The organism is Phenylobacterium sp. (assembly GCF_036501465.1).
Classification (GTDB): Bacteria; Pseudomonadota; Alphaproteobacteria; order Caulobacterales; family Caulobacteraceae; genus Phenylobacterium.
Window position 1 is genome coordinate 1 of sequence record NZ_DASYAF010000045.1, and the last position, 20372, is coordinate 20372.

Consider the following 20372-nt stretch of genomic DNA (forward strand, 5'->3'; position numbering starts at 1 on the left):
GCGCAGCTTACTCCCGCGCCCGTTCATGTCGAGGTCACGTCCTGGAGGTCGAAAATCGCGCGTGCGACAGGCGCGCTCGAGTGTTCTCTTTGACCCTCCTCTGCCGATGGGGGCGTGGGCCTATGCGTCTGACCCGCGCCAGAAGGGGACGTTAGCCCAGGTGCTGGGAGCGGACCTTCAGGAACCTATCGCCAAAGCGCTGCGGGAGGCGCCACAGGAGCGTCATCAATCGGCGAACCAACCGCTGACCCAAGGCACGAGCGAAAGTTCCGCGCCCGGAATTGTGGGCCAATTCCCATTTGGGGCGGTTGCTATCACTCTGCTGTTGGAACGTCTGACCTCGAACACGAAACTCGTGTAGTGGACGGGGCCGTCGTCCAGCGCCTCTTGATAGCAGAGGACGCCGCTCAGTGTGAGGAGGAGGACGCGACCGTCAGCCGTCTCTGGGCCGGGATGGGACACATCGTCGTGGGCGTGGGTGATGCCCCAATGCGTCTCTTGATCGGGGAAGACGCACTTAAAGATGCCGGCCTGTCCAACGCGCGGAGCCAACCGACGGGCTTCGACCTCGGCTGCTACGTGCTGGGTAGGTGATCCAATGCTCAGCTTGGAGTCGATCCAGACCTTCTGAGCGGGCGTTCGACCGTAGTTCCGCATGGCGAACATGAAGCCCAAGGCAAGCTTCCCATCCGTCATGGTGAGGTCAGTATTGATGGCTGCGTCCACTGACAGCCAAGGCCGATGTTCAGCCAAATAAGCCTTACGCGCGATCTCAACGGTGTCGGCCGCTGCAGTTGCGCTCCTTGCCGACTGGATTGCTGAAGATCTGGCCGCCTTCACGGCCTCGCTTGCCGCCCGCGTTGCCTTCGCGGTGAACACGATGGTCACCACTACCGCTCCGGCACCGATTGCCCCCACGACCAGTTGCCAGAACGCCCACCTCGCTTGGTCACGTGCCGCGCTCGCGGCAAGCGCTTGCGCGCATTCATTGGCCTCGTCACGACTTTGCGGATGATCGCAGGATGGCTCCCGGTAAGGTGCGGGAGCGGTCGCCTGAAGCTGCGCAGCGGGGGACGCTGTAGATCGGGTGGTGGGAAGTCCGTTGGCGGCCGACGCCACCAACAATGCTCCGAGCGTAGCGGCGGCAATGACCTTCACAACTCCCATCTCCGAAAAGCTCCCAAGGCCCCGAGGAGCCTTATGGTGCAGCTTGATAGCTAAGTCTCAGATGTCCAAGGCACCGTCTGACACAATGCCGTTTCGATTTCACATCTTGACTATCGTGAAATCGAAACGTAAGATGCTCCATCATACGGTGGAGCGCCGAATGCCCGAGAACGTGGTCTATTTGCATCCCCAGCCGGAGCCGATTGCGCACTATCTCCGCCTCGGCGCCTTCCATCGTCAGGCCGAGAAGCTCCTCGCTGCTGGTCGGCTGCCTGTGGAACGCGTCATGGTCGAGGCATCAGCGTTCGCGCATCAGAAGGATGTGGCCGGGCAACTCGTCGATGCCGGACGCGAACTGATTCTCGACACTAACGTGGCTGAGCTGTCGGCTGTCGGCCGCTATGGCGGAGCAGCAAAATCGGCACCCTGGGCTCACCCGGAAGGGCCACTTCAGCCGGAGCATTTTGCTCGTGGTAGCAACCACGATGTGATCGGCATGATCGCCCGGTTCGCTGTCGAACATAAGTTTCATGCGGTACAGGCCCCGGCACATCTTCTGGAAAGCTCGGCCGACGCTTGGTTCGGTATCGATCGACAGGCTTGCGACGACCTGCGGAGCGCTCTTGATGCGGCCGGCGGCAACGCGATCGCGATCGACTATTCCCTGACGCTGAAGTACGGCTCGCTTCGTGATCCGGCGCAGCGACGCGTGCTCATCGCGGGTCTGAAAGATCTGCCGTTCGACAACTTGTGGCTCCGCGTTTCCGGTTTCGGCGCTGATGCGGAAGCGCCGATGCTACGGCGCTTCATCGCCGCTGCTGTCGATTTCCAGCAGCTTGACCGGCCGATCGTGGCCGACGGAGTAGGCGGCTTAGCGGCCGTCGCCGTTGCGGCCTTCGGCGCCGCCGGCGGTATCAGCCACGGTCTTGGGGAAAAGGAGCGGTTCGCGGCAGGTGACTGGAACAAGCCTCCGGTGCCCCGCGCCGGCGGCGGCGGTCGCGAGAAGCGCTTGCTGATGCCGGGGCTCGACCGGTTGCTGAGCGTAAAGCAGGTGGAATTGCTGATGGCGGCTGACGGAGGTCGACGGTTGTTGGGCTGCCAAGATCGCACGTGCTGCCCGAACGGGCACAACGACACGCTCAAGGACCCCAAAGGGCACTACCTGCGCCAGCGCGCGAAGCCACTTGAGCGCCTGTCGCGCGTCCCTGAGGCCCGTCGTATCGACGATTTTCTGAGGCATGACCTCGATCCAGCAGCGAGAATCGCCGAGACAGCCACCAAGCTCAATTTGGCGGACGCAGAGACAACCGAGATGCTGCGGCGGACCAACGAGCGACTGGGTCGGTTGGGACCGGTGTTGAGAGATTTGCACGTGACGATGGGTGATAGGCCGCATGCTCATTCACCGAAGCGCCGGGTGAACCTGATGGCCGACGCCCGCACCGCGAGGCGCTAATGGCAACTGCTGTCGCCCGCATTCTGGATGATCTTCGCGAGCGCGGGGGTCTACAAGGCAAGGACATCGCCAACATCGTGGGGGCGTCGCCGCCAACCGTATCGCGCTGGTCGCGTGGTAGCGGAGTTCCGTCGCTGCGCACACAGACGGTGATTGCTGAGCTCCGCTACGTCGTGGAGCGCTTGTCGGACTTCTACACTCCTGATGAGACGCGCCTGTGGTTGCACGCCCGCCATCCGTTGTTGAAGGGTGAGCGTGCTATCGACCTAATCAACGACGGGCGAACCGAGGAAATACTGGCCGTGATCGAGCGCCTCGACTCAGGCGCTTACATATAGTCTCCCATGGCAGACCGACGCGCTCGCGACCTCGAACTACTGGACAAGGTCGATGCGTTGCCGCGGACGCTCTATGAAGGCGTCGGGTGGCGAATTGCACGCGAGGGCCGAGATCCGTTGCAGGGATATCCCGCGGGCGCACGTTGGGATCCAGGTACGTTCGACGTGATCTACACCTCGCTCGCGCGCGACGGTGCCCTGGCAGAGATACACTTCCACTTGAGCCGCCAGCCGGTCTTTCCATCCAAGTTGGTGTCGGTGCTTCACCGGATCACGGTCCGTGCGCGGCGCGCATTGCAGCTCGTCGATCTATCAGCGGTCGAGTCCCTTGGCGTTAGCGGCGATCGCTACGGCGAACTCGACTATGAACGCACCCAGGCGATTGGTGACGCAGCATATTTCCTTGGGTTCGACGGCCTCATGGTTCCCAGCGCCCGCTGGAATTGCCAGAACCTGGTTGTCTTCACGGACCAACTTGCACCGGAGGACATGGCAGTCGAGGAGTCGACGGTTGTCGATTGGCCAGCTTGGCGCAAAGAGGCCGAAGCCCTTCGTCGGCAACGCTAGCTGAAGGTTGGAACGGAGCCAGACAGCGGACGCTCCGAACTTCTCTGTTGAGTCAGGAGCAGACCGCCGGGCCGTAAGGCCGCACGTCCTAGCCCACGGCGGGCGCTCCTTTGTTCCTTGACGCCGGCGCCTGCATGTTCTACATTTGTTCCAAATGGCCGCCGCCGATCCCCTGAGCGACATGCTAACCGAGTTGAGCGCGTGCGCTTACCGGCTGGGCATGGCGTTTGGCGGGGAGGCGGAGCGGGCGGAGGCGGCGGCGGTCAAGCTGGAGTATTTCCGGCTGTTCGACCGGTGCTTCTTCGCCGTCCGGGTGGCCACGGCGCTGGAGCTGCGCCTGCGGCGCGCGCCGGTGGCGGGCGGGGCGGCGGCCGGGAAGGCGGCCGGGCCGGGCGATGAGCGGCTCGAGCGCGCCGAAGCCGAGCGGGCTGAGAGCGAAGACGCCGAGCCCGAGACGGCTCCGGCTGAGGGCCGCTATGCCGAAGAGGGTGACCGGGATCGGGAGCGCGAGGCGGAGCCGGCGAGCCTGCCGGTCCTGTTGCGCACCCTGGGCGAGGTCGCGGCGGACGCCGCGGCGCTGCCGGGGCCGCCACCCGCGGACCTGCCGACCCTGCGCGAACTCCTGACCCATGTGGGAAGCGGCGGCGGGCCGGCGTCCGCGCGCTCGCCTGAGCGCTCATCGGCGGCAGGATTGCGCGCCCGGCTCGCCGGGTCGGCGACAGCCGTCGCCCTCGCGCCCCGGCCTCCGGTTCAGCCGGGCGGGACCGCCGGCAAGCTGGCGACCCGCCGGGCCACGGGGCCGCCTGGGCGCTGAGGCCTACCCCTCATCCCGTCTTCCCCGCGAATGCGCGGACCCTGGTGTCTTTAGCGGCGATTCAAGCCCGCCGTGGGGTTGAGGCTGCCCGAAACCAGGAGGCCCGGGCCCCCGCATTCGCGGGGAACGCGGGTGTTGGGTGTAGGTGCCGGCCTCGGCAGGGCGCGGCGGTGGCTGTGCGTCCCCACGCCCAGCGAAGAACGCTGCTCGGCGTTTGCCTGCCGCGCTGGGTTATGCTTGTTCACTTGAGACGCGCGGCCCCCGTCGAGAGCCGCCACCTCAGGGAGCCAGCTCGATGTCAGACCCCGCCCTTCCGCCCGGCTGGCCCGCCATGTCCATCGATCAGGCGTATGCGATCCTGACCGGCCCCGGCATGCCCACCGAGATGGGCGAGGAGACGATCGGCGGCATCCGCACGAAAGTCTGGAAGAACATCCCGCCGGCCCTGCGCGACGTGGTGACCTTCGCCCGCGCCCACGGCGAAAAGATCTTCATGGTCTATGAGGACGAGCGGGTCAGCTTCGAGGCCTTCCACCGCGCCGTGGCCGCGCTCGCCGCCGACCTGCAGGCCGAGGGCGTCGGCAAGGGCGACCGGGTCGCCATCATCATGCGCAACATCCCCGAGTGGGTGGCAGCCTTCTACGCCGCCGCCGCCGTGGGCGCGGTGGTCACCCCGCTGAACGCCTGGTGGACCGGGCCGGAGCTGGAATACGGCCTGACCGATTCCGGGACCAAGGTCCTGCTCATGGACCGCGAGCGCTATGAGCGGATGACCGAGCATCTGCCCAACTGCCCGGACCTGGTGCGGGTCTACGTCACCCGCGAGCGCGACGAGATCGCCCATCCGCTGGTCAAGAAGCTGGAAGCGGTGCTGGGCAAGCCGGAGACCTGGAAGGACCTGCCGGACCGGCCGCTGCCGGCCGTCGATATCGGCCCCGAGGACGACGCCACCATCTTCTACACCTCCGGCACCACGGGGAAGCCGAAGGGCGCGCTGGCCACCCAGCGCGGGGTCAATTCCAACATCATGGCCGCGGTCTGCGGCGGGGCGCGCTCGTTCCTGCGGCGCGGCGAGCAGCCGCCGGCGCCGGACCCGAACGTGCAGCGCGCGGCCCTGATCTCGGTGCCCTATTTCCACGTCACCGGCTGTTTCGCCGTCCTGAACCCCAGCCTGTTCGGGGGCGCCAAGCTGGTGATGATGCGCAAGTGGGAGGCGATCCGCGCCTTCGAGCTGATCGAGCGCGAGCGGGTCAACCTGGCCGGCGGCGTGCCGACCATCGCCTGGCAGCTCATCGAGCATCCGGCGCGGGCCAACTATGACCTCTCGTCCCTGGAATCCGTCGCCTACGGCGGCGCGCCCTCGGCGCCGGAGCTGGTGCGCAAGCTGAAGGAGGTCTTCCCCAACTCCGTGCCCGGCCAGGGCTGGGGCATGACCGAGACCTGCGCCACGGTCACCGGCAACGGGGCGGAGGACTACATCAACCGCCCGGAAAGCTGCGGCGTGGCCGTGCCGGTCTCCAGGCTGGAGATCCGCGATCCCGTCGACGGCAAGACGGTGCTGGCGGTGGGCGAGGTCGGCGAACTCTGGTGCAATGGGCCGCAGATGATGAAGGGCTATTGGAACAAGCCCGAGGCCACCGCCCAGACCCTGGTGGACGGCTGGGTGCGCACCGGCGACCTGGCGAAGCTCGACGAGGAGGGCTTCTGCTACATCATCGACCGGGCCAAGGACATGCTGATCCGCGGCGGCGAGAACATCTACTGCATCGAGGTCGAGAACGTCCTCTACGACCACCCGGCGGTAATGGACGCGGCGCTGGTGGGCATCCCGCACCGGACGCTCGGCGAGGAGCCGGCCGCGGTGGTGACCCTGAAGCCCGGCGCCCACGCTACCGAGGACGAACTGCGCGCTCATGTGGCCGAGCGGCTGGCGGCCTTCAAGGTGCCGGTGGCGGTGAAGTTCTGGCCCGAGGTGCTGCCCCGCAACCCGAACGGCAAGATCCTGAAGAACGAGCTCAAGAAGCTGTTCGAGGACCAGCCGGCGGGCGCCTGACGGGCATGCGGACCCGCGCCGACCGCCTGCTGGTGGCGCGCGGCCTGTTCGACAGCCGGGCCAAGGCGCGCGCGGCCATCGAGGCCGGCGGCGTCACGGCGGACGGCCGGCCGGTGGCCAGGGCCTCCGACCCGATCGCCGACGACGCTGTGATCGAGGCTGCCCCGGCGCATCCCTGGGTCGGGCGCGGCGCGCTGAAGCTGGCGCATGCGCTTTCGTTGTGGCCGATCTCCGTCGAGGGCCGCGTGGTGCTGGACGTCGGCGCCTCGACGGGCGGCTTCACCGAGGTCTGCCTGGCGGCCGGCGCGCGGCGGGTCTACGCGGTCGACGTGGGCCGCGGCCAATTGCACGCCAGCCTGGCGGGCGATCGGCGGGTGGTGGCGCTGGAAGGCCGCGACGCCCGCGCCCTGACCGTGGCCGAGGTTCCCGAGCCGCCCGGCCTGGTCGTCTGCGACGTGAGCTTCATCGGCCTGGCCAAGGCGTTGCCGGCGGCGCTGGCCCTGGCGGCGGACGGCGCGAACCTCGTCGCCCTGGTCAAGCCGCAGTTCGAGGTCGGGCCGCGACGGGTGGGGAAGGGCGGCCTGGTGAAGGACGAAGCGGCGCGGGCGGACGCGCTCTCGGGCGCTGCGACCTTCCTGGCGGCCAGCGGCTGGAGCGTGCGCGCGACCGCCGACAGTCCCATCGCGGGCGGTGACGGCAACCGCGAAATGCTGCTCTGGGCCACCAAAGAAAAAGGGCCGCCCTGATCAGGGCGGCCCGAAGTGACCAGCCGTAGGGCCGGCGACAGAACTAGTAGACGACGCGGAAGCGGCCCCGGTAGTCCGGGCAGACCCGGACCCAGCTCGGCGCCATGCGGCCGTCGGGCGTGTAGACCGGCGGGCCTTCGGCCATGGCGCAGCCGTCCGGGCCGACCCGGTCCATCACCACGCGATAGCGCACGCCGTGGCGGCCGTAGGCCCACACCGCCGGCTGCTCATAGACCGCCGGCGGCGGCGCGGCGTAGTAGCCCTGGGCATAGCCCGGGGGTGGCGGCGGAGGCGGGCCGTCATAGGCCGGCGGCGGCGGGGGCGCCTCGGCGACCGGGCCAGGCGGCGGAGGCGGCGGGGCGTTGTTGCAGGACGCGGTCTTGTTGCCGATCACGCCGCCGGCGATCGCGCCGAGCGCGCCGCCCAGCAGCGAGCCGTCCGTGCGGTGATGGTTGGCCGCGGCCTGGCTGCCGACCACGGCGCCAAGCGCGCCGCCCACCAGGGCGCCGGCCACGCCGCGGTTGCCCGCGTCACGGTCGCAGGCGTTGTAGTTGTTGTAGGCCGGCTGGGCGCTGGCCGACGCCGCGACGGCGAGCGCGACCAGGCCGGCGGTCGCCGCCAGCGCACTCTTGGCGTAGGTGGAAACCTTGGTCATGGGATATCCCTCTTTCGAATCGGACCGGCCTCTCGCCGGTTTCGAGGACCTATTTGACGGAACCAAGCTGAACAAAAATTGAGTGGGTCGTTCATCTTCGTTCATTTTCGTCGCAGCCCCTTTTTCGACTCCTGGCGAGGCCGGTTTGCGCAAGCCCCATCGTCATCGTCCGCCGCAGCGATCCGCGCCGGTTTCCGGGCCGCCGGCGGAACTCTCGATCACCGAGATGGGCGGGGAGGGCGACGGCTGCGCGCCCGATACCAGCTCCGGCCCGGTCTTCGTGCCCTTCACCCTGCCGGGAGAGCGCGTGCTGGCGGCGGGCGCGGGCGAACGGCGCGAACTGGTCGAGGTGCTGGCGGCCAGTGCGGACCGCATCGCGCCGGCCTGCCCGCATTTCGGGACCTGTGGCGGCTGCGCCCTGCAGCACTGGGCGCATGCGCCCTACCTGGCCTGGAAGGTGGAGCGGTTGGCCGGCACACTCGCCCGCCAGCGGATCGAGACCGAGATCCTTGCCCCCTTCGCCGCCCAGCCGGGCACGCGCCGCCGCGTGGCGCTGCATGCGCGGCGCGGGACGCGCGAGGCGGCGCGGTTGGGCTACAAGGCGCGCAAGTCCTGGGACCTGGTGGACATCGAGGCCTGCCCCATCGCCGACCCGGCGATCCAGGCGGCGATCCCGGCGCTGAAGCGCCTGGCGGCGCCGTTGTTCGAGCATCCGAAGTCCGCGCCCACCCTGCACGTGACCCTGACGCCCGCCGGCCTGGACATCGACATCTCCGGCGTCGAACGGCGCTCGGGCGGGCTTTCCGCCGACGCGCGGGTGCTGCTCGCCGAGCGCGCCGCGGCGGCTGGCTTCGCCCGGGTGACCCTGGACGGCGAGGTGGCCTACCAGGCGCTGAGCCCGCAGGTGCGGCTGGGGCCGGCGACGGTCACCCTGCCGCCCGGCGCCTTCCTGCAGGCGACGCCGGGGGCCGAAGCCGCCATGGCTGGGTTCGTGACCCAGGCGGCGGCCGGCGCGAGCCGCATCGCCGACCTCTATTGCGGGGTCGGGACCTTCACCTTCCGCCTGGCTGAGATCGCCCCGGTCCACGCCGCCGACTTTGCCCCCGACGCCATCCGCGCGCTCACCGCCGCCCTGGGCGCGGCGCCGCGCCTGAAGGGGGTCGTCGCCGAGGCCCGCGACCTGGTCCGCCGCCCGGTGCTGGCCGAGGAGCTGAAGAAGACCGACCTCGCGGTCTTCGATCCGCCCCGCGCCGGCGCCGCCGAACAGACCGCGGAGCTCGCCCGCTCGTCCGTCGCCCGCGTCGTCGGCGTCTCGTGCAATCCTGCCACCTTCGCCCGGGACGCTCGCGCCCTGATCGACGCCGGCTTCACCCTCGAGCGCGTCCTGCCCGTCGACCAGTTCCTCTGGTCGCCGCACATCGAGCTGGTGGGGGTGTTCGGTCGCTGACGCCTCAAAAACCTCCCCCATTCATGGGGGAGGGGGACCGCGAAGCGGTGGAGGGGGCGCTGGTCTCGCATGCGAATTGGATCAGGCCCATGCCCACGCCGTGGGCGTCCGATATCACCTCGGAGGCCACGCATCTTACCGTCCTGATGCCAAGGGATCGAAGGAAAGCATCTCTCCGAGCGTCGGCCTGAGGCCGGTCGCCGAATCCATGCGAGCCGCCATCGACTTCGATACAGAGCGCCGCGCTCGCACAGAAGAAGTCCAACACGTAGGGGCCGATAGGATGCTGCCTTCGGAAGACGGGCTTTCCGGGCTCCCGCCCTCGCAGGACCTTCCAGAGCATCACCTCGGGAAGTGACATGTTCTTACGAAGCTGACGCGCACGTTTGAGGGTGTTGCTTTGGACCCTCATGACGTGGCAGCGCCCTCTCCACCACTTCGTGATCCCCCTCTCCCGCGAGCGGGAGAGGTTTTTGCGATCCGCATTTCCGTCTCCTCCTACTACTTAAACAAATCCATCTGCCCGCCGGCCTTGGGCGGCACGCGGAACAGGCCGATATCCAGCGGCGGGAGCGGGCGGTCCAGGCCGTAGCGGGCCTTGGCCGTGCGGAAGCGCTTGGCGTTGAGGGCGGCCAGCGGGCCTTCGCCCTTCATCCGCTTGCCCCACTGGCTGTCATAGGTCCTGCCGCCGCGCATCTGGCGCAGCAGGGACATGACCTTCGTGGCGCGGTCCGGCTGGTCGGTGTTCAGCCATTCCTGGAACAGGTCGGCGATCTCCAGCGGCAGGCGCAGGGTGACATAGCCCGCGCCGACAGCCCCAGCCTGGGCGCAGCGCTCCAGCACCGCCTCCATCTCATGGTCGTTGAGGCCCGGGATGCAGGGGGCGAACATGACGACGGTCGGCACCCCGGCGTCGGCCAGGCGGCGGATGGTCTCGATGCGCTTTTCCGGCGTGGCGGCGCGCGGCTCCATGGAGCGCGCCAGCTTGCGGTCGAGCGTGGTCACCGAGATCGCGACCCGCACCAGGTTCTTCGCCGCCATCGGCGCCATCAGGTCGATGTCGCGCTGCACCAGCGCCGATTTGCTGATGATCGAGAAGGGGTGGTCGAAGCGGCTCAGCACCTCGATCACGCCGCGGGTGATGCGCAGGGATCGCTCCTGCGGCTGGTAGGGGTCGGTGTTGCCGCCGATGTGGATCACCTCGGGGACGTAACGCGGCTTCGAAAGCTCGGCCTCCAGCAGCCGCGCGGCGTCCGGCTTGGCGAACAGCTTGGTCTCGAAGTCGAGGCCCGGCGACAGGCCCATGTAGGCGTGGGCGGGACGGGCGTAGCAATAGATGCAGCCGTGCTCGCAGCCGCGGTATGGATTGATCGAGGCGGAGAAGCCGATGTCCGGGCTGTCGTTCCGTGAGATAATGAGTTTGGCCTTCTCTGCCGTCACCGTCGTGGTGATCTGCCGGGGCTCGTCGTCCTCGGCCGTCCAGCCGTCTTCGAACGCTTCGCGCGTCTCGCGCTCGTAGCGGCCGGAGGCGTTGCTGCGGGCGCCGCGGCCCCGGACGACCTGGATCTGACTGGTGAACCCATCCATCCCGGCGTTCTAGCGCCAGGATGAGAACAAAACAAGAACTATGCGCTATAGGCCGGCTTCAGCCCGGGGTAGGGCCAGCGGACCTTCCGCAGCATGCCGCGACCGGAGGAGGTGACCCAGACGTCGCGCATGTCCGCGCCGCCGAACGCCAGGTTGGTGGTCATCGGGTCGTCGAACTGGATGAACTCGGTGTTCCCGGCCTTGTCGAAGATGCTGATGCCGCCGGCGATCAGGGTGCAGACGCAGACCTTGTTGTCGGCCAGCACCTTCAGGCTGTCGGCCACGGAGCGATCGCGGAGGGCGCCGTGGACCGCATCGGGATAGGAGGTGCTGGCGGCCAGCTCGCCCGGGCCCTTGATGTCGAAGGTGAGCAGTTGGCGGCCGGTCGAGACGTGCAGCTGCTTGCCGTCGGGCGACAGGCCGATGCCGTTCGGCGCGTTCATGGCGCCCTTGACCAGCTTGATCCCCTTGCCGTCGGACCGCGCGTAGTAGATGGCGCCGTCGCCGCGCGCCTTGCCGTACTCGCTGATCCACATGCCGCCCTGATGGTCGAACACCAGGTCGTCGGGGGCGATCAGCGGCTTGCCCTCGCAGGTGTCGTAGAGGGTGGTGGCCTTGCCGGTCTTCAGGTCCAGCCGCTGGATCGCGCCGCCCTTGAAGTCGGCGGGCAGCGCGCCCGGGAAGTTGAACTCGCCGCGCTTGATGAAGGAGAAACGGCCGCCGTCGTTGGCGATGTAGAGCGCCTTGTCCGGGCCGATGGCCAGGCCGTTCGGGCCGCCCTCCAGCTGGGCCACCAGTTCGACCTTGCCGGCGGGCGTCAGCCGGCTGATCTGCTTGGCCTCGATCTGCACGAAAAGGACAGAACCGTCCTTCATGACGACCGGCGCTTCCGGGATATGCAGACCCTCGGCCACCGTGGTCATGGCGAGCGTCGGCGGCGGAAAGCTGATCGGCGCGGGCGCCGGGCGCGGGCCTCCGAGCGACGGGGGAGTCGCGGCCGGCTGACCGAAGGCGAGCGACGGCAGCGCGAGCAGCGGCGCTGCGGCGAGAAGTTGGCGGCGATCCATGTTTCCCCCTCAGGCCGATCTCGGCGGCTCTTGCTCCCAGAACCTGCGGAAGGCGGCTCTCGGGTCGTCCTCCACGCGGGTCACATGATCGAACACCATCGTCGCGCGCTGGGGAAGCTTGTAGGCCGGCCAGCGGGGCAGGCGGGCGTTGTTGGGATCGCCCGTGGCCGCGAAGCTGACCCACATCGAGGCCATCTGGTCGGCGAGCCGGATGGCGTCCGGCCCGGTCTCGTTCAGCCCGCCGCGCACGTCGTGCAGGCTGGGGCCGACGTCGGAGCCATGCGGCGTGCCATAGCGGCCGGAATAGGCCGGGCTGGGTTCCTTGTAGAGATAGCTCCAGACGGGCGCGGCGCCTTGCGTCGCCTTACGCTCCGTCTCGATCAGCGAGGGCTTGCGGAACACCTCGTCGGTGTCGAACCGCGCCTGCAGGACGAAGGGCTTCGCGGCCGGGTCGTCGTTCCGGTACATGGCCAGCACCTGGTCGGCGCGGGCTTCGCCGACGCGCTTGGCGATGAAGGCGCGCAGGCCCTTTTCGTCGAGGTCGAAGTTGGCCATCCGGTAGGCGCGCTCGTCGATCACGTTGGAGACGATCATCGGCACCTGCGCCGAGACCGCCGGCGCGTCCGGGTCGAACGGGTGGCGCGGGATGGCCACCCCGTCCAGCGAGGGCGAGAAGGAGCGCGGCGCCTCGCCCTTTGCGCGGTCGGCGGCCTCCATATTGGCCTGGGCGGTCAGCAGGGTCTCGTAGGACAGGGCCTGCAACCTGGCGGTCTCGGACGGCTTCAGGCCGAGGGCCGTCAGGAACGCCGCCGTGCCCTTCTGCGCCTGCTCGGCGGTCGAGACCCTGACCGTGCCACCGCTCATCACCCCGGCCCGATGGAACAGGCCCTTGGCGGCCGGCATGCACATCAGGATCGAGGTCTTGGCCCCGCCGCCCGACTGTCCGAAGGCCAGCACGCGGGATGGGTCGCCGCCGAAACCCGCGATGTTTTCCCTGATCCAGCCGAGCGCGGCGACGATATCCATCATGCCCACCGCGCCGGAGCGGGCGAAGCCTTCGCCGGAGCCCGCCAGGTTCAGATAGCCGAAGGCGCCCAGCCGGTGGTTGAGCGTCACCACCACGCAGTCGCCGAAGCGCGCCAGTTCCTCGCCATCGTAGCCGGGGGAGTTGCCGGAGCCGCCATAGAAGCCGCCGCCGTGGATGTGCAGCAGCACCGGCTTCGCGGCGTTGCGGTCGACGGTGGGCGTCCAGACGTTCAGCACCAGGCAGTCCTCGCCCATGCCGCCCGGCTGAATGTCGAACATGATCAGGCCGGAGTAGGCGTTGGCCCGGCTGTTGGGCATCTGCGGCGCAACATTGCCGTACTCGAAGGCGTCCTTGACCCCGGCCCATTTCGGCGGTGGCTGGGGCGGCATGAAGCGGTTCCTGCCGGCGGTGTTCGCCCCATAGCGCAGGCCCTTGAACATCTTCACCCCGCCCGCGGCCATGCCGCGCACCTTGCCCTGCGCGGTCTCCACAACCGGGAAGATGTCGGTCTCGGTGAGCGCGTGGCCGGCGCCGGCGGCGAGCAGCGCGCCGGTCCCCAGGGTTGCGCCCAGCATGGCGCGGCGGCTGACGTTCATGGCGGCCTCCCCAAAATCCGGCTTTCGTCGCAAGCCCGGTATTCTGTGGTCAGTTGTGTCCACAAATCCAGGGTCGATCAACCACCGATCGGCGCGCCGGTTGACGGCGTGCGCGACACACGGCTTGTGGCGGCATGCTCAGCGTCATCGTCGAAACCGCAGAGGCCGGAGACCGGCTGCCGGCCCTGCTGGCGGCGCTGACCTCGCTGGCGGTGGAAGGGCTGGTGCGCGAGGTGCGCATCGCCGGCGGCGGCCCGCCGGAGCTGCTGGCGGTGCTGCGCGAGGAGACCGGCGCGGAGCTGTCGGCGGACCTGGCGGCCGGCCTCGTTGAGGCGCGATCGGATCGGGTGCTGGTGTTGCCGGCGAAGATCCGCCTGCGGGCCGGCTGGCTGGAGGGCCTGGCGCGCCACCTCAAGGGCGGTGGCGGCGACGCCCTGATCCTGGGCGAGCCCGCGGGCTTCCTGCGCGAGCGGCCGTTCGGGGTTCTGCTGCCGCGCGCGACGGCGGCGAGCCTAGCGCATCCCGACCTGAAGCGCCTCCGCGGCAAGCTGGGTCGGGGCGCGGTCCGGCTGGGGTTGGACTAGGTCGATCCGTTCGTCGATGGTCCGCCGCCCGCCGGCCAGGGCGTCGAGGCTGGCGTTGGGCTCGCCCCACATCTTCCGATAGGTCCAGTAGCCGGCCATCACCCGCTGGACATAGCTGCGCGTCTCCTGGGCGGGCAGGCATTCCATGATCAAGAGCGGGTCGGCGTCCTCGCCCAGCATCTGCACGGTCTTCAGGATCGGGCCGGGGCCGGCGTTGTAGGCCGCCACGGCGCGCAACAGGTTGTGGCCGACGCCGCGGTCCAGCAGCCAGGCGAAATAGTCCTGGCCGACGCGCAGGTTATAGGCCGGCTCGAGCAGCGGGGAGGGATCGCGCTGCAGGTTCTTGTCGCCGGTCGCCAGCGCGGCCGAGCCCGGCATCACCTGCATCAATCCCGTGGCGCCTGGCCGCGAGATCGCCTGCGGATTGAAGCGGCTCTCCTGGCGCACGATCGCGTAGACCAGGGCCTTGTCGAGCGTGAAGCCATAGGCCGGCTGCAGGTCGGGGGCCGGATAGTCGAGGTCGCTGGCGCGCGGCGGGGCGTAGCGGTCGGCAAGCGAAGTCCCCATGGCCAGGGTCAGCGCCTGCCAGTTGGCCCGCTCGGCCGGCGTGTGGGCCACGGCCAGGCCCGCGCGCAGTTCCTGGATGGCGTCGGCCCCGCGGCCGATCTGCGCCAGGGCGGCGGCGCGGTGGGCGCGTGGATTGGTCGCCACGAAGTCGGTGAGATCGGCCGATGCGCCAGGCGCTGGCGCGGCATAGGCGGCGAGGATCAGCCGCGCGACCGGGTCGTTCGCCGCCGAGGCGCTGGCGTCGCGCGCCAGCTTGAGCTGGCGGCCGGCGACCATGCCATAGAAGGTCTCCGAGTTGCGGGCCGCGGCGTGCAGGTATTTCGCGGCGCCCTCAGCGTCGCCCTGGGCCTCGGCGGAGCGGCTGGCCCAGAAGGCGGCGGCCGACTGCAGCCAGGCGTCGCACTCGCCGTCGCGGGCCAGGTCGGCGAAGGCGTCGCGGGCCTTGTCGTAGGCGGCCAGTCGATAGGAGGCCAGGCCGATGATCCAGCGGTCGCCGGAGGCGGTGGCGTACTTCAGCGCCTTGTTCACGTCGCCGGAGAAGAAGGCCTCGCGCCCGCGCCGGGCCTTATCCGAAAGCACCGGGTTGGCGATCCGCGGGCCGTCGCCCAGATCCATGGGCCTGGGGCCGGCGTCGGCCAGCGGGTCGGTCTTGCGCTTGGCGGCGAGCGCGAAAATGCGGTCGGCCACCGGCAGGTCACGGAACTTCGACAGCCAGTTCGACAGCTCATCGAAGGCGGCGACGTGCGCCGTCGGGTGCATCAGGGCATGGAAGGAGAGATAGCCTTCAAGCGAGCGGTCCTTGACCGCGGCGCCCTGGATCTGGGCGCCGATGAAGTCGCCGCGGTCGGTCGCCTCGAAGGCGGCCGAATAGGCCTTGGCGTCATCGTTCGACAGCGCCGGCGGCGCTTCGGCCGCGGCGGCTCCGGCGATCGAGGCGGTACAGGCGAAAGCCAAGGCTCCCGCCCGCAGGCGCTTCTTCAGCGTCATGCCGTCTCTCTTCGCGCGGCCCCCCTCTGCGTGCGAGCCGGACGCGATCCTCTTTGAAGTCCCCGGCCCTAGGGTTAGGCGGGACGGTCCGGCCGATCAAGCCTTTCTGTGAGCGTCAAAAGGTCCGCCCAGGCCTGTTTCTTGGCCGGCGGCTGGCGCAGCAGGAAGGCCGGATGCAGCGTCGGCAGGGCCGGAAGCTCTGCCGTACCGTCCGCCGAACGCCACTCGTGCCAGCGGCCGCGCATGGACAAAATCCCCTGATCTTTCTTGAGCATGGACTTGGCCGAGGCGCCGCCGACCAGCAGCAGAATCTTCGGTTTCACGAGCGAGATGGCGCGCTCGACGAAGGGCGCGCAGACCGCCTGTTCGGTCGGGGTCGGCGTGCGGTTGCCGGGTGGCCGCCAGAAGACGGTGTTGGTGATCATCACCCGCCCGGTCAGGCCCGCGGCGCCCAGCATCTTGTCCAGCAGTTGACCCGCGCGGCCGACAAAGGGCTGGCCCAGGCGGTCCTCGTCGCCGCCGGGGCCTTCGCCGATCACCATCAGCGGCGCGTCAGGTTCGCCGCGCCAGACGACGGCCTTGGTGGCCGCGCCTTCGAACTTCAGCGGGCAGCCGTCGAAGCCGGCGATGACCTCTGCCAGGGCGTCCAGGCTGTCGGCGGCCGCGGCCAGCGCCCGGGCCTCGGCGACCGCGGCCGAGACGTCCGGCTGGGTGGGGCGCGATGGGGCTGGAGCGGCGGCCTGGGCCGGCGCCGCGGCGGCGCGCGTGGCGGGCGGCTTCGGCGGGGTGATCCGGCCCGCCGCGATCCGGTCGACGGGCTCCTCAAGCAGCATCGTGTCCACGCCGCCCTCGGCCCAGAAGGCGAGCAGGGACTCGGCGGTGGGATCGGGGGGCGGGGTCACGCCGACACTCTTGGCCTCCCCGGCCGGCCTTGTCAGCCGGGGATTGCGCGTGGGCTCGGCGCGGCGCTCAATGGCGGCGAGAGACGCCAAGGAGGTCGCCATGCACGACGGAATGGTCGATTTCAAAGCCGAGACGCGGGCGCAGATCATGGGCCTGCCGATCGCCGAGGTCGATCCGGCCCAGCCCCGGCTGTTCGCCGCCGACGCCTTCTGGCCGATCTTCGAGCGCCTGCGCGCCGAGGACCCGGTTCATTTCACCGACTCGGCGACCTACGGCCCGTTCTGGTCGATCGCCCTGTGGGACGACATCATGGCGGTGGACAGCAACCACCAGGTGTTCTCCTCGGCCGACGGCATCGCGCTTTCCACCTTGGAGGCCAAGGCGGAGAACGAGAAGCGCGGCACGCGCCCCAGTTTCATCTCCATGGACCCGCCGCGCCACGACGAGCAGCGCAAGACGGTGAGCCCGGTGGTCGCGCCCTCGAACCTGCAGGTGATGGGGCCGCTGATCCGCGAGCGGGCCGGCAAGATCCTGGACAGCCTGCCGATCGGCGTCGAGTTCGACTGGGTCGAACATGTGTCGAAGGACCTCACGGCCATGACGCTGGCCACCCTGTTCGACTTCCCGCAGGAAGACCGCGGGCTCTTGCCCTACTGGTCCGACGTCATGACCAATTCGCCCGGCCACGGTCCGGTGGAGAGCTGGGAGCAGAAGCGCGAGGTGCTGGACCAGATGGTCGGGCGCTTCGTGGGTCTCTGGAACGAGCGGGTGAACGCCCCGCCCGGCGGCGACCTGATCTCCATGCTGGCGCACGGGCAATCCACCCGGAACATGGAGCGCGCCGAGTACGCCGGGAACCTGGGCCTGCTGATCATCGGCGGCAACGACACGACGCGGAACACCATCTCCGGCTCGGTCTATGCGCTGAACAAGCATCCTGGCGAGTACGCCAAGCTGAAGGCCGATCCGTCGCTGATCCCGTCGATGGTCTCGGAGACCATCCGCTGGCAGACGCCGCTCACCCACATGATGCGCACCGCGACCCAGGATTTCGAGCTGCGCGGCAAGACCATCAGGAAGGGCGACCGCGTGGTGATGTGGTACGTCAGCGGCAACCGCGACGCCTCCGCCGTCCACGACCCGGAGACCTATTGCATCGACCGCGAGCGGCCGCGGCATCACATGAGCTTCGGCTTCGGCATCCACCGCTGCGTGGGCAACCGCCTGGCCGAACTGCAGCTGACCATCATCTGGGAAGAGATCATGAAACGCTTCCCGACGATCGAACTGGCCGGCGAGCCGACCCGCACCCACTCGATCTTCATCAAGGGCTACGAGACCCTGCCGGTGGTGATCCCGACACGGACCTAGACCACCCGCAGCCAGAAGCTTGCGCCATAGAGGCTGAGTTCGGCCATCGGGCCCTTGCGGAACAGCGCCTCGGCCTGGGCGGAAAGCGCGGAATCGCGCACCACGAACCAGCTCGGGAACAGGATATCGAACCGCCGGGCCCCGAACAGCAGGGCGGTCGCCAGCAGATATTGCTCGTTCCACAGCCGGTGCAGGTGGCCGGCGATGTAGTCGTAGGGCAGGTAGATGTCGTGGACCTGGACGATCACCCCAGGCTTCAGCCGCGGCAGGATCTCCAGGAAGAAGACCGTGACGTCCGAGCCCTGGAACGTGCGGTGGGAGCTGTCGAGGAAGAAGACGTCGCCCGGCTCCAGGGCCTCGAACAGGGCGATGTCGCAGCGCTCCAGCGGCTGGCGGATCACCTCGTCGCACAGCTTGTCGACTTCGTTGCGCGGTTGCGGGTCGACGGAGGTGATGCGGGTCTTCAGGCCATAGCGTTGGATGGCGCGCCGCGCATACTTGGTTGAGACGCCTGAGCCGATCTCCACCAGCCGCGCCGGATTGTGCGCCTTCAGCATGGCGGTGAGCGCGATGGCGTCGAGCGGCGGGAACCAGGAATTCAGCCAGAACGGCTGGGTCTGGTCGTAGGTCCCACCCATCTCGAGGTCGGCGAAATCGGGTTGCAAGCCGCCGGCCTCGGCCAGGAATGCGGCGTATCGGCCGCGGCCGGCCTCGATCAGGGCGGCGAGCTCCGGGTGCGCCGGGCGCGTGCCGCCGTAGCGGATCTCCGCCCGATAGTCGTAGTCGACGATCTTGAAGTCGTGGCGGCCGAGCTCGGTGCAGAACACCTGGGTCGCCAAGGGCGGGACGCTGGCGGTGGACGGCTGGGCCGCGACGCCGCGGGCATAGGCGGCGGCGGCTTCCTCGTCCCGGCCGGCGTCGCGCAGCGCCACGGCCAGGTCGCCCCAGGCCCTGGGGCTCGCGCCCGGCGCGGCGCAGGCCCGGGCGATCTCGGCGATGCCCTCGTCGCGGCGGCCCAGCTGGAAGAGGGCGATGCCGTGCAGACGTAGCGCCCCCATGTTGCCGGGCGCCTCGGCCAGCGCCTTGCGCAGGGTGAGTTCGGCGTGGTTCAGCAGATGGCTCTGCAGCCAGCCGAAGCCCTGGACCACCAAGGCCTCGATGGGATCCTCTTGATCGGCCACGCCTGCGCCCCGCGCCGTCAGAGGCCCTTCTGCGGGTTGACCAGGTACTTCTCGCCGGTGGTCTTGGCGTTGTAACGGGCCAGGACCTCGGGCCGCAGGGCTTCGGCCAGGCCGATCTCAGCGGTGTAGTGGCTGGCGAAGGTGGTCTTGATTTCGGCCGCCACCCGCGCGCGCAGCTTCCCGGCCTCGGCGGGGCCGATCTTCATGATGAAATAGGTGAGCAGCCAGCCGCCGATGCCCCAGGCCATGCCATAGCTGCGCACCAGCTCGGTCGGGCCGGTGTCGAGGCCGCCGTAGATGTAGACCTGCTTATGGGTCATCGAGCCGTAGCGGCTGAAGGCGGTGGCCTTTCGGTTCAGCGCCGCCTCCATGGCTCCAAGGATCTGGCTGGCCAGCCGGCCGCCGCCGGTGGCGTCGAAAGCGATCGTGGCCCCGGTCTCGGCGAGCGCATCGGTCAGCTGGGCGACGAAATCCGGGCTAGTGGAGTCCAGCACGTGCTTGGCGCCGATGTCAGTCAGGATCTTCGCTTGGGCGGCGCTCCTCACGATGTTCACCAGCTGGACGCCGTCGGCCAGGCAGATCTTCTGCAGCATCTGGCCGAGGTTGGAGGCCGCCGCCGTGTGGACCAGCGCCGTATGGCCCTCGCGGCGCATGGTCTCGACCATCCCCAGCGCCGTCAGCGGGTTGACGAAGCAGGACGCGCCCTCAGCCGGCGTGGTTCCCTGGGGCAGGGGCAGGACGTCGGCGGCTTTGGCGATGCGGTACTGGGCGTACATGGCGCCGCCGAGCACGGCGACCGTCCTGCCCTTCAGCGCCTGGGCGGCGGGGTCGGAGCCGGCGGCCACGACGACGCCCGCGCCCTCGTTGCCGACCGGCATGTCCTGGTCGAGACGGGCGGCCAGGGCCGGCAGGAAGCGCTCGGGCACCTTGGCAGAGAGCTTGCCGCCCTGGGATTCCAGGGTCGAAAGGTCCGCCGGCCCCAGCAGCATCCCCAGGTCCGACGGATTGATCGGGCTGGCCTCGACGCGCACCAGCACCTCGTCCGGTCCGGGATCGGGCGCCTCGACGGTGGCCAGCGACAGCTCCAGCTGTCCGGCCTTGGTGATAAGCGAGCGCAGTTGCAGGCCCTTGCCCGGATTGCCGTCGGCCATGATCTTCAGTCTCCTTGGTTGGCCGGCACAGAACCCCGCCACATGCGCGCGGGCAAGCCAGAAGCGGTGAGGGCGCGATCAGCGGCGCTGGTCGCCGATCCAGGTTAG

At 69.2% G+C, this 20372-nt stretch carries 19 protein-coding genes; 9 read left to right on the top strand and 10 right to left on the bottom strand.

Features of this window, described 5'->3' with window-relative positions; genetic code table 11:
• Positions 1–225: 225 nt before the first annotated feature.
• Entirely contained in the window at positions 226–888 is a 663-nt protein-coding gene (locus tag VGL85_RS04285) for a hypothetical protein (protein ID WP_331586338.1), read from the bottom strand.
• A gap of 439 nt (positions 889–1327) precedes the next feature.
• Here VGL85_RS04285 and VGL85_RS04290 point away from each other — a divergent pair, with 439 nt between their 5' ends.
• From VGL85_RS04290 to VGL85_RS04315, 6 genes are all read left to right on the top strand, one after another.
• The gene (locus tag VGL85_RS04290; protein ID WP_331586340.1) at positions 1328–2623 is read left to right on the top strand and encodes a hypothetical protein; all 1296 of its coding nucleotides are present in this window, start codon (positions 1328–1330) and stop codon (positions 2621–2623) included.
• Positions 2623–2961: a hypothetical protein gene (locus VGL85_RS04295; RefSeq protein ID WP_331586342.1), complete on the top strand. Its 339-nt coding sequence runs from the start codon at positions 2623–2625 to the stop codon at positions 2959–2961. Before VGL85_RS04290 ends, VGL85_RS04295 begins: the two co-directional genes overlap by 1 nt.
• A gap of 6 nt (positions 2962–2967) precedes the next feature.
• The gene (locus VGL85_RS04300) at positions 2968–3528 is read left to right on the top strand and encodes an RES family NAD+ phosphorylase (RefSeq protein ID WP_331586344.1); all 561 of its coding nucleotides are present in this window, start codon (positions 2968–2970) and stop codon (positions 3526–3528) included.
• A 193-nt stretch (positions 3529–3721) separates the two neighbouring features.
• Positions 3722–4342, top strand: coding sequence for a hypothetical protein (locus VGL85_RS04305; RefSeq protein ID WP_331586346.1), 621 nt, complete (start codon positions 3722–3724; stop codon positions 4340–4342).
• Positions 4343–4637: 295 nt separating this feature from the next.
• A complete protein-coding gene (locus VGL85_RS04310) occupies positions 4638–6395 on the top strand; it encodes a class I adenylate-forming enzyme family protein (RefSeq protein ID WP_331586348.1) in 1758 nt (585 codons plus the stop codon).
• A 5-nt stretch (positions 6396–6400) separates the two neighbouring features.
• Positions 6401–7141: a TlyA family RNA methyltransferase gene (locus tag VGL85_RS04315; protein ID WP_331586350.1), complete on the top strand. Its 741-nt coding sequence runs from the start codon at positions 6401–6403 to the stop codon at positions 7139–7141.
• A 43-nt stretch (positions 7142–7184) separates the two neighbouring features.
• Here the strand turns inward: VGL85_RS04315 and VGL85_RS04320 are convergent, their stop codons facing one another.
• Positions 7185–7796, bottom strand: coding sequence for a glycine zipper 2TM domain-containing protein (locus VGL85_RS04320; RefSeq protein WP_331586352.1), 612 nt, complete (start codon positions 7794–7796; stop codon positions 7185–7187).
• A gap of 226 nt (positions 7797–8022) precedes the next feature.
• On the opposite strand from VGL85_RS04320, the gene VGL85_RS04325 reads away from it, so the two are divergent.
• On the top strand, positions 8023–9243 hold the full coding sequence (locus VGL85_RS04325) for a class I SAM-dependent RNA methyltransferase (protein WP_331586479.1): 1221 nt from the start codon (positions 8023–8025) through the stop codon (positions 9241–9243).
• A 4-nt stretch (positions 9244–9247) separates the two neighbouring features.
• Here VGL85_RS04325 and VGL85_RS04330 read toward each other — a convergent pair whose 3' ends face one another.
• The 4 genes from VGL85_RS04330 to VGL85_RS04345 form a co-directional block, all read right to left on the bottom strand.
• Positions 9248–9655 carry an endonuclease domain-containing protein gene (locus VGL85_RS04330; RefSeq protein ID WP_331586354.1) on the bottom strand — a complete coding sequence of 136 codons (408 nt, stop codon included), beginning with the start codon at positions 9653–9655 and terminating at the stop codon, positions 9248–9250.
• An 89-nt stretch (positions 9656–9744) separates the two neighbouring features.
• Positions 9745–10830, bottom strand: coding sequence for a PA0069 family radical SAM protein (locus VGL85_RS04335; protein ID WP_331586356.1), 1086 nt, complete (start codon positions 10828–10830; stop codon positions 9745–9747).
• Positions 10831–10868: 38 nt separating this feature from the next.
• Positions 10869–11897, bottom strand: coding sequence for an SMP-30/gluconolactonase/LRE family protein (locus VGL85_RS04340; protein ID WP_331586358.1), 1029 nt, complete (start codon positions 11895–11897; stop codon positions 10869–10871).
• A gap of 9 nt (positions 11898–11906) precedes the next feature.
• Positions 11907–13520 (bottom strand): carboxylesterase/lipase family protein, encoded by a 1614-nt coding sequence (locus VGL85_RS04345; RefSeq protein ID WP_331586360.1) that lies wholly within the window; start codon positions 13518–13520, stop codon positions 11907–11909.
• 134 nt (positions 13521–13654) lie between these two features.
• On the opposite strand from VGL85_RS04345, the gene VGL85_RS04350 reads away from it, so the two are divergent.
• On the top strand, positions 13655–14104 hold the full coding sequence (locus VGL85_RS04350; protein ID WP_331586362.1) for a cell wall biosynthesis glycosyltransferase: 450 nt from the start codon (positions 13655–13657) through the stop codon (positions 14102–14104).
• On the opposite strand, the gene VGL85_RS04355 is transcribed toward VGL85_RS04350, so the two are convergent.
• Both VGL85_RS04355 and VGL85_RS04360 read right to left on the bottom strand, forming a co-directional pair.
• Complete coding sequence (locus VGL85_RS04355) at positions 14033–15658, bottom strand: lytic transglycosylase domain-containing protein (protein WP_331586364.1); 1626 nt, start codon at positions 15656–15658, stop codon at positions 14033–14035. The genes VGL85_RS04350 and VGL85_RS04355 overlap by 72 nt on opposite strands.
• Positions 15659–15732: 74 nt before the next feature.
• Positions 15733–16560, bottom strand: coding sequence for a uracil-DNA glycosylase (locus VGL85_RS04360; RefSeq protein WP_414695173.1), 828 nt, complete (start codon positions 16558–16560; stop codon positions 15733–15735).
• A 100-nt stretch (positions 16561–16660) separates the two neighbouring features.
• On the opposite strand from VGL85_RS04360, the gene VGL85_RS04365 reads away from it, so the two are divergent.
• A complete protein-coding gene (locus VGL85_RS04365; protein ID WP_331586366.1) occupies positions 16661–17932 on the top strand; it encodes a cytochrome P450 in 1272 nt (423 codons plus the stop codon).
• On the opposite strand, the gene VGL85_RS04370 is transcribed toward VGL85_RS04365, so the two are convergent.
• The gene (locus VGL85_RS04370; RefSeq protein ID WP_331586368.1) at positions 17929–19113 is read right to left on the bottom strand and encodes a class I SAM-dependent methyltransferase; all 1185 of its coding nucleotides are present in this window, start codon (positions 19111–19113) and stop codon (positions 17929–17931) included. The two genes, VGL85_RS04365 and VGL85_RS04370, sit on opposite strands and share 4 nt — an antisense overlap.
• 17 nt (positions 19114–19130) lie before the next feature.
• Complete coding sequence (locus VGL85_RS04375; RefSeq protein ID WP_331586370.1) at positions 19131–20264, bottom strand: zinc-binding dehydrogenase; 1134 nt, start codon at positions 20262–20264, stop codon at positions 19131–19133.
• Positions 20265–20372: the final 108 nt, after the last annotated feature.

Bases quoted from the DNA above. Each gene is read 5' to 3' on its own strand.
- VGL85_RS04290 (WP_331586340.1), top strand. From the start codon at position 1,328: ATGCCCGAGAACGTGGTCTATTTGCATCCCCAGCCGGAGCCGATTGCG.
- VGL85_RS04295 (WP_331586342.1), top strand. From the start codon at position 2,623: ATGGCAACTGCTGTCGCCCGCATTCTGGATGATCTTCGCGAGCGCGGG.
- VGL85_RS04300 (WP_331586344.1), top strand. From the start codon at position 2,968: ATGGCAGACCGACGCGCTCGCGACCTCGAACTACTGGACAAGGTCGAT.
- VGL85_RS04310 (WP_331586348.1), top strand. From the start codon at position 4,638: ATGTCAGACCCCGCCCTTCCGCCCGGCTGGCCCGCCATGTCCATCGAT.
- VGL85_RS04315 (WP_331586350.1), top strand. From the start codon at position 6,401: ATGCGGACCCGCGCCGACCGCCTGCTGGTGGCGCGCGGCCTGTTCGAC.
- VGL85_RS04320 (WP_331586352.1), bottom strand. From the start codon at position 7,796: ATGACCAAGGTTTCCACCTACGCCAAGAGTGCGCTGGCGGCGACCGCC.
- VGL85_RS04325 (WP_331586479.1), top strand. From the start codon at position 8,023: ATGGGCGGGGAGGGCGACGGCTGCGCGCCCGATACCAGCTCCGGCCCG.
- VGL85_RS04330 (WP_331586354.1), bottom strand. From the start codon at position 9,655: ATGAGGGTCCAAAGCAACACCCTCAAACGTGCGCGTCAGCTTCGTAAG.
- VGL85_RS04335 (WP_331586356.1), bottom strand. From the start codon at position 10,830: ATGGATGGGTTCACCAGTCAGATCCAGGTCGTCCGGGGCCGCGGCGCC.
- VGL85_RS04340 (WP_331586358.1), bottom strand. From the start codon at position 11,897: ATGGATCGCCGCCAACTTCTCGCCGCAGCGCCGCTGCTCGCGCTGCCG.
- VGL85_RS04345 (WP_331586360.1), bottom strand. From the start codon at position 13,520: ATGAACGTCAGCCGCCGCGCCATGCTGGGCGCAACCCTGGGGACCGGC.
- VGL85_RS04350 (WP_331586362.1), top strand. From the start codon at position 13,655: ATGCTCAGCGTCATCGTCGAAACCGCAGAGGCCGGAGACCGGCTGCCG.
- VGL85_RS04355 (WP_331586364.1), bottom strand. From the start codon at position 15,658: ATGACGCTGAAGAAGCGCCTGCGGGCGGGAGCCTTGGCTTTCGCCTGT.
- VGL85_RS04365 (WP_331586366.1), top strand. From the start codon at position 16,661: ATGCACGACGGAATGGTCGATTTCAAAGCCGAGACGCGGGCGCAGATC.
- VGL85_RS04375 (WP_331586370.1), bottom strand. From the start codon at position 20,264: ATGGCCGACGGCAATCCGGGCAAGGGCCTGCAACTGCGCTCGCTTATC.